The sequence below is a fragment of the Paenibacillus vietnamensis genome (assembly GCF_020169515.1).
In the GTDB taxonomy this organism is placed as follows: domain Bacteria; phylum Bacillota; class Bacilli; order Paenibacillales; family Paenibacillaceae; genus Pristimantibacillus; species Pristimantibacillus vietnamensis.
Window position 1 is genome coordinate 183,680 of sequence record NZ_JAHMHW010000009.1, and the last position, 8,482, is coordinate 192,161.

Annotated in this window: 7 protein-coding genes; all 7 read right to left on the reverse strand. The window is 57.8% G+C overall.

Annotation, left to right across the window (positions count from 1 at the left end):
* Positions 1-518 precede the first annotated feature (518 nt).
* Positions 519-1,271, reverse strand: coding sequence for a type I methionyl aminopeptidase (gene map / locus KP806_RS18030; protein ID WP_224725115.1), 753 nt, complete (start codon positions 1,269-1,271; stop codon positions 519-521).
* Positions 1,272-1,505: 234 nt separating this feature from the next.
* On the reverse strand, positions 1,506-1,694 hold the full coding sequence (locus KP806_RS18035; RefSeq protein ID WP_224725116.1) for a hypothetical protein: 189 nt from the start codon (positions 1,692-1,694) through the stop codon (positions 1,506-1,508).
* A gap of 181 nt (positions 1,695-1,875) precedes the next feature.
* Positions 1,876-2,097 carry a hypothetical protein gene (locus KP806_RS18040; RefSeq protein WP_224725117.1) on the reverse strand — a complete coding sequence of 74 codons (222 nt, stop codon included), beginning with the start codon at positions 2,095-2,097 and terminating at the stop codon, positions 1,876-1,878.
* Positions 2,098-2,382: 285 nt separating this feature from the next.
* Positions 2,383-2,820 carry a PaaI family thioesterase gene (locus KP806_RS18045; protein WP_224725118.1) on the reverse strand — a complete coding sequence of 146 codons (438 nt, stop codon included), beginning with the start codon at positions 2,818-2,820 and terminating at the stop codon, positions 2,383-2,385.
* The gene (locus KP806_RS18050) at positions 2,817-4,829 is read right to left on the reverse strand and encodes a long-chain-fatty-acid--CoA ligase (RefSeq protein ID WP_224725119.1); all 2,013 of its coding nucleotides are present in this window, start codon (positions 4,827-4,829) and stop codon (positions 2,817-2,819) included. Before KP806_RS18050 ends, KP806_RS18045 begins: the two co-directional genes overlap by 4 nt.
* A 21-nt stretch (positions 4,830-4,850) precedes the next feature.
* Entirely contained in the window at positions 4,851-6,641 is a 1,791-nt protein-coding gene (locus tag KP806_RS18055) for an acyl-CoA dehydrogenase family protein (RefSeq protein WP_224725120.1), read from the reverse strand.
* Between the two features lie 51 nt (positions 6,642-6,692).
* Entirely contained in the window at positions 6,693-7,916 is a 1,224-nt protein-coding gene (locus KP806_RS18060; RefSeq protein ID WP_224725121.1) for an acetyl-CoA C-acyltransferase, read from the reverse strand.
* Between the last annotated feature and the right edge of the window lie 566 nt (positions 7,917-8,482).

Below are 8,482 nucleotides of genomic sequence, written 5' to 3' on the forward strand. Positions count from 1 at the left end.
TAACTGGGTTTGATGCAGTTATTTCGAGCGTTTGGTGCTGCTGCGGCGTTATAGCTGGATGACGCCTGCCCTGGCCCCCGGATCGGGTGCATCGGTGCACAAGTAACTGGGTTTGATGCTGTTATTTCGAGCGATTGGGGCTGTTGCGGCGAAATAGCTGGATGACGCCTGCCCTGGCTCCCGGATCGGGTGCATCCGTGCACAAGTAACTGGGTTTAATGCAGTTATTTCGAGCGTTTGGTGCTGCTGCTACGAAATAGCTGGATTTCTTGTATCTATTTCAATGGAATTTCCGCTTTTCCCAAGAAATCTGGAAATTAGATACAAGGAATCCAGTTATAATCGGAAAGGTTGTTTAACGACATAAATTATGCGCATGAAATCCAGTTATTGGCCCAAGCTTCGTCAGGTCTTCGTGCAGGCTTCGTTCCAAAAAAAGTCCCTTTAACGCACAAAAAGCCGGTCAGCATCAGGCACGCACATCGACCTGCCGCTGCTCGGCTTTATTTATAAAAAAATCAGTCCCACCTTGTTAAGATAACAGGTCCTTCCTTCGTAACGGCAACGGTATGCTCGAACTGGGCCGCCCAGCCGTTATCGACCGTGCGCGCCGTCCAGCCGTCCTGTGCGATGAAGATGTCCGGCCTCCCTGCCGTTATGATCGGCTCGATCGTAATGACCATGCCCTCCTCCAGCTGAATGCCCTGCCCAGGCTCGCCGGCATGCACAACCTCCGGGTATTCGTGCATGCTGCGGCCGATGCCGTGCCCGACGAACGCCGTCACGACCTGAAAGCCCGCGCGCTCGGCCCGCGCTTGCACGGCATGGCCGATATCCCCGAGCCGGTTGCCCGGGACTGCTTGCTTAATGCCGTCAAATAACGCCTGCTCCGCGGCAAGCATCAGCTTCTCGGTAGCCGACGTCGTCTGGCCGATCGCATAGGTCCATGCGGAATCCGCCTTCCATCCGTCCAGGTCGGCCACCATATCAATCGTGACAATATCCCCCGTTTCCAGAGGCACCGAATCGGGAAAGCCGTGGCAGACGACTTCGTTGACGGAAGCGCATGTCGCAAACGGATAACCCTTATAGCCCTTCTGAGCCGGAGCTGCCCCCCGGTCCAACATAAATCTTTCGACAAATCGGTCGATTTCCAGCGTCGTGACGCCCGGCGCTATTCTTTTCGAAAGCGCTTTATGGCACGCAGCGACGATGCGCCCAGCCTTGCGGATACCTCGAATGTGTTCCTTCGTTTTAAGATCCAATGCCATTTGTGCGCTAACCTCCTTAAGATTTTGCGTTGCAAAATCCACATCGTAAGCATAGGCGTAGGCTCCGCTTCATACCGAGCGAAATTATTTATGTAAAAGACTATTCCGGCAAACGGATTCACATGCCCAAAATTTATGACAAAAATATGTTCAGCCATCACCTCCAAAAAATCAACAAACAAAAAAGCTTTGCGACCTGTCTAGACAAGTTGCAAAGCTGTTTCACATGTAGAGTTAGCTGACCGAAGAGTTCATCCTGCCTAATTCGTTCTCCACCAAGGTCGTTAATTCGTCCTCATAGCCGCCCGTAATCCGATACTTGCGGATGTAGTCCTTCACAAATTTACGCGGGTCCTTGGGCTGAAAAATTCTTGTGAGCTCCTTGAGGCTTTCCTTGACTTCATTCTGGCTATGCTTCGCCATGAAATCATCTCCCCTTTACGTTGGATGGTCGTCCTAAACAGCTAGATCCGAGACCGCAAGCGGCAGCTAACTCCGCAAGTCCCCCCATTCGGTGCAGGTAACTCCATGGCTATAATTCGAAATGTTCTAATTTTTCTTACTATTATAACACTTGATTTGAAAATGTGAAAGTTAACATTTACTAATCTCTCGGCGCGGCATGTTCGGATTTGGATGCCAAATCCTGCGCATTTTCCCTTGTGGAGACCGCAGCCGCGGGCTTTGGAGGCGAGATATCGGTTAAAGAACCGGGCGCTCCCGTCAGCCTGTCTTTACGAAACATTCTTAAATAGGCAATAACTCCGATGACCGCCACGAGAATGCCAAACGCAAGCACCAGCATCGTTACCCAGCCTTGAACCATACCCTCGCCTCCTTTCCCGCCTTTATTTCTCAGCCTTAAAAAGATCGTATCTATTCATCGTCCGTTCCCTATACCTTCCATATATTAGGTATAATTATAGCGAATCCGAATCGCTCAAGCAACTTTCCGGCCGCGGCTCAAGGTGGAACGGCTGTCGCTGCGCACGGGCTGTAAGCTGCATTTTTGCACAGCTCGGTTCTGCGCCGTCCCTTGGCGGCAATAGCCTACTTTTAGCGAGAGATATAGGCGCCAGTATAGGAGTGAAACATATACTTTCCTATATCTTCAAATCAGCCGGTAAGCACCGCTTCCCCAAGCCAGCAGCTTGCCTCCTTCCTCGGTCACACGCGCCTGAAGCGTCAAAGTGCGGTCCGTCCGGTGCACCAGCTCCGCCTCGCATAGAAGCGTTCCTCCCCTGCTGCTGGACAAAAATTGCGTGTTCAGATTCGCCGTCACCGCCTTCTCGCCGGGAGTTGCCAATATAACGGCAAGCCCCATCGCGTTATCGAGAAGCGACATCAGCACGCCGCCGTGTACAATGCCGAGCAGATTCAGATGCGGCTCTGACGCAACCATGCGGATGACCGCTTTATCCGCCTCGGCCTGGACGACCTCGCATCCGAGCAGCCCCCAGAAGGTCGACTGCGCCCGCTCGGCCAGGCCGGCCAACATTTCGGCGTGATCCGCCTGCCGCGCAGGCCGCTTCTCCTCCTGTCCGCTCATTTGCCGTTATCCTCCTCAAGCTCCTTCCGCTTCTCCTCCTCTTCCTCCTCTTGCAGCTTGCGCCGCAGCACCTTGCCGACCATTGTTTTCGGAAGCGTTTCCCTGAACACATAGTGATGCGGCACCTTAAACGGAGCCAGCCGCTCCCGGCACCATCTGTCGAGCTGGCTGCGGGATACCTGCCAGCCGTCCTTCAAGACGATATAGGCCTTCACCGTTTCGCCGCGGTATGCGTCCTTTACCCCGATAACGGCCGCCTCCCTGACCGCCGGATGCTCGAACAGCACCTCCTCCACCTCGCGGGGATAAATATTGAAGCCGCCGGCAATAATAACATCCTTGATCCGGTCCATAATGGTAAAATAACCGTCATTGTCCATCGTGGCCAGATCTCCCGTCCGAAGCCACCCGTCCCTCAGCACCTTGGCCGTCTCATTCGGCTTGTTCCAATAGCCGAGCATGACCTGCGGACCGCGGATGACCAGCTCGCCGAGCTCGCCCTGCGGAAGCCTTTTGCCCGTTGCCGGGTCGATCACGGCCGCGTCCGTATCGGGAAACGGCACGCCGATCGTGCCAATTTTCCGCCTGCCCCAGAGCGGGTTCGCATGGGTGACCGGCGACGCCTCCGTCAAGCCGTAGCCCTCGATCAGCCGTCCACCCGTCATCGACTCGAACTGCTCCTGCACCTCAAGCGGCAGCGCCGCCGAGCCGCTGATGCATACGTTAATGGAAGACAGATCCGTGTTGGACGCCGCTTTATGGTTAATCAGGGCGACGTACATTGTCGGCGCGCCCGGAAAAATCGTCGGATGCTGCTTGCCGATCGTCTGCAGCACCATTTCCGTCTCGAAGCGCGGCAGCAAGACGAGCGTCCCCGCGCGGTGGACGGACATGTTCATTAATACCGTTAATCCGAATACGTGAAACAAAGGCAGCGCGGCTAAAAACCGCTCCTTCGCATCCTCGGCCTTATAGCACCAGGCCGACGTCTGAAGCGTATTGGCTACCAGATTGCGGTGCGTCAGCATGACGCCCTTCGGAGTTCCCGTCGTGCCTCCCGTATACTGCAAAGCCGCAAGCTCCGCTCCTTTGGCAAGCTCGGGCAGCGTAATATGGCCGGTCTTCGAAGCCAGAAGCTTCTTGTAGGCGATTACCCCGGAGCTGCCGTAAGGAATATTCCCTTTGAAGCCTTCCCTGCGTTGTTTAATGGGATAAAGCACATTTTTCGGAAACGGCAGTCCGTCTTTAATCGATGTGATAATGGCATGGCGAAGCCCCGGCAGCGGGCCCTTCTCCGGCTCCTCGCCTCTGACTCTCGACAAACGCGCATAAAGCAGGTCGACCGTAATGATTGCGACTGCGCCGCTGTCGGCAAGCTGGTGCTCCAGCTCCCGCTCCACATAAAGCGGATTCGTCTGCACGACGACGCCTCCTGCCAGAAGAACACCGTAGTAAGAGACGACTGCCTGCGGGCAGTTCGGTAACATAATCGCCACGCGGTCCCCTTTGGCAACGCCAAGGGAGATTAGACCGGAGGCGAGCCGTACGGCGTCGGTATGCAGCTCGCGGTAGGTCATCGTTTTGCCCAGAAAGTGTATCGCCGTCTGATCCGGGAAGCGGTTCACCGCCTCAAGCAAAAATTGAGCGATGCTCTGATCCGGATAATTCAGCGACGGCGGAATTTCGGAAGGATAATGGCGAAGCCATGGCCGCGTAAGCTCAGGCTCCTCGGGCTCGAACTGAACGGCCTCGGGTTCGGGCTGTTCGGACTCTGGTGCGGACTGAACGGCCTCGGGTTCGGGCTGTTCGGCTTCCGGCTCGGACTGAACGCCTGCGGGTTCGGGCTGTTCGGCTTCCGGCTCGGACTGAACGCCATCCAGCCCGGCATCCGGCTCGGCAGGCGGAGACGGTTCGGGTTCCTGCGCCAGCCCGGCAGCGGCATCTTCCGGCGAATCACCGGAGGCTTTCGGTTCGGGCGTAAGCGGGTCTTGCGGCCTGAGCGAATCCATGCTTGCTCTCCCCCTTTGCATTCACACGACATATTGCTCACTTCCGATCACCCGGGCGGCGATTTCCCGCTTGAGCGCAATCGTATCGGTAAGCGGCGCGCGCATCAGCTTTTTCAAAACGGACAGCTGCATCTGCAGCCCGTCGCCCTGCTCAAGCGCCGCCAGCGCCCGCTTGGCCAGCGAATCGACACTCTCCATCGCCTCCTGGACATACACAGCCGTCATGGCAACCGCGTTTTCCGTTTTGGCCGTATCGGCTTCTCCCGCAGCCTTGACGAGCTTTTGCGTCCGCAGCAGAGCGCTCTCCATCGCAAAAATCTGGATCATCAAATCGGACAGCGAGCACAGCACCTCCTGCTCCTGCTCCAGCCGCTGGCCAAGCTTCTGTACGGCGAGTCCGCCGACGGCTAGAAACGCTTTTTTGGCCTGCTGAACCCGGTACGATTCCTTGCTGAGCGTCTTTTCGAACGGAGGCAGCGGCATCGGCTGCATCAGCTCGGCCTGCAGAGCGCGAACCTTGCGCAGCAGCGGCAGCTCGCCTTTGACCGCCTTTTTCATCAAGGTGCCCGGGATGAGCATCCGGTTAATTTCATTTGTCCCTTCAAAAATGCGGTTAATCCGCGAATCCCGATAAATCCGTTCGACCTTGTACTCGCGGATATAGCCGTAGCCGCCATGGATTTGCACCGCCTCGTCGGCCGCAAAATCCAGCGTCTCCGACGCAAATACCTTAAGTATCGAGCATTCGATCGCATATTCGCTGATCGCCTTGACCGCCCGCATACCGTCCTTGGCCTCGGTTTCATCCGCTTCCAGCATTCGCAGCATGCCGTCGATCCAGCCAGCGGTGCGGTACACCATGCTCTCCAGCACAAACGTGCGGATGTTCATGTCCGCCAGCTTGGCGCCGATCAGCGGATACGAGGAAATCGCCCTCCCGAACTGCTTGCGCGTATTCGCATAAGCGGAGGCCAGCTCGATCGTCTCCTTCGACGTTCCGAGGCAGGCGGCGCCAAGCTTGAACCGGCCGATATTCAAAATATTAAAGGCGATATGATGCCCTTTTCCTACCTCCCCCAGCACGTTCGCGACCGGCACCTTCACATCCTCAAAATACAAGGGGCAGGTCGACGAGCCCTTGATGCCCATCTTATGCTCCTCCGGACCGACGCTGAAGCCTTCCATTCCCTTCTCCACAATAAACGCCGTGAAAAATTCTCCGTCGACCTTCGCGTATACGATAAAAATATCCGCAAACCCCGCGTTCGTAATATACAGCTTCGAACCGTTCAGCACATAATGCTTTCCGTCGGCGGACAGCTTCGCCGTTGTCTTGGCGCCCAGCGCGTCCGAGCCGGAGGCCGGCTCCGTGAGGCAATAAGCCGCAATCCGCTCACCCGTTGCGAGGGCGGGCAAATAAGCCTGCTTCTGCGCGGGTGTCCCGAAAAATACGATCGGAAGCGTACCGATCCCCGTATGGGCGCCAACCGACAACGCAAAAGAGGAGGCGCGCGCCAGCGTTTCCGCCAGCAGCGTCGTGCTCACCTTATCGAGCCCGAGCCCGCCGTATGCCTCCGGAACGTCGGCTCCGAGCAGGCCGAGCTCTCCTGCTTTTTGCATCAGCTCTACCGTCAGCCCGTAATTCAAAGCTTCCAGCTCCGCGTCGCGCGGCGTAATTTCCGACTCCATAAACTGGAGGGCCGCCTCCGCCATCATCCTCTGTTCATCCGTGAAATCCTCGGGCGTTACGACCGATTCCGGGACACTGTCCTCGACGACAAACCGACCGCCGAAACGTATCGTTTCCGTCATGCCGCTGCTCTCCTTTCCGTTAGACCAGATGATAGTAGCCTAAGCCCCGCCTCACGGGGCTCCGTACACCTCAAATACGCCGGCCGCCCCCATGCCGCCGCCGATGCACATCGTCACGACGCCGATGCCGCCGCCGCGCCTACCGAGCTCGTGAATGAGCGACACCGACAGCTTCGTCCCGGTGCAGCCGAGCGGATGGCCGAGCGCAATCGCCCCTCCGTTCACGTTGACCCGCTCCGGCTCGATGCCAAGCCGGTCGATAATCGGCACGCACTGCGCCGCAAAAGCTTCATTCAGCTCGAACAGGTCAACCTGCGCAAGCGAAATCCCAGCTTTCCCGAGCGCCTTCGGCACCGCCTCGATCGGACCGATGCCCATCACCTCGGGGGCGACGCCTGCAACGCTGTAGCTGCGCAGCACCGCCAGCGGCCGGAAGCCAAGCTCCTCCGCCTTGTCGCGGCTCATAACCATAACCGCCGCCGCTCCGTCACTCATCTGCGAGGTGTTGCCGGCCGTCACCGTTCCCTCCCTTGCAAAAGAAGGCTTCAGCGGCGCCAGCGTCTGAACCGTCGTCTCCGGCCGCACGCCTTCATCCTGTCCGAAGACGAACGTCTTCTCCCAAGGGCGGCCCGCATCGTTCACCCCGGACCTCGTGACCGTCATCGGTACGATTTCCGCTTCGAACCTTCCGGCTGCGATCGCCGCTGCCGCCTTGCGGTGGCTGGACGCCGCGAAAGCGTCCTGCGCCTCGCGTGTAACGCCGAACCGGCGGGCCACCTCCTCGGCCGTGTGGCCCATGCCCATGTATACCTCCGGCATCGAGTCGATGATCCCCGGATGCGGCGACAGCTTGAAGCCGGACATCGGCACATGGCTCATGCTTTCCACTCCTCCGGCCAGCACGATGTCTGCGTCGCCTAGCCGGATGCGCTCCGCCGCATAGGCAATTGACTGCAGGCCGGACGAGCAGAACCGGTTAATCGTCACGGCCGGCGTCGTAACCGGCAGCCCCGCATACAGCGAGATGATGCGCGCGAAATTCAGCCCCTGCTCCCCTTCCGGCATTGCGCAGCCGATAATGACGTCCTCGATTTGCGCCGGATCGAGCCCCGGCAGCCGGGTGAGCAGCCCCTTCACGACGGCGCGGCCAAGGTCCTCCGCCCTCGTCTCGGCGAGGCTTCCCTTCGTCGCCTTGCCCACCGCCGTCCGGACCGCGGCTACGATAACCGCATCCCGGCCGTGCTCGGTAAACGGTGATGCTGCTGCTGCTGACATTGCAATTCCTCCTCTCGTTTGATGTTTTTGCCATCCCCCGCGTTCATTCTGGCTGTGCGGCATACGCCGGTCTGCTGCAATTCATGCGGCATACGCCGGTCTGCTGCAATTCATGCGGCATACGCCGGTCTGCTGTAATTCATGCAGCAGACTCCATCACACTGCACTTTGTGCAGTGAAGTCGCGCGGCTCGCGGTGGTGTCACCATTCTGCTGCACTTTGTGCAGCAGAATGGTGCGTAAAGCGGACTAGTTACTTCTGGACTGCACTTTATACATCAGAATCGCAGGATATAGCCTAAAGTGGCGCCCATGGAGCTAATTCCGATGCACAAATGCAGCACAGCTTGCTCGTACGCGTCCTATGTCAGGTTTCTGATGCAGAATGTGCAGCGGAATGGGACACAAAGAGTTTGTGATGCAAAATGTGCAGCGAATTGGGGTGCCCAGTGAACTAGCTGCCTCCAGACTGCACTTTGTACAGTAGACTTGCGCGGCTCGCGGGCGTGTCGCCACCAGACTGCACTTTGTACAGCAGAATGGAGCGTAAAACGGACTAGTTTCTTC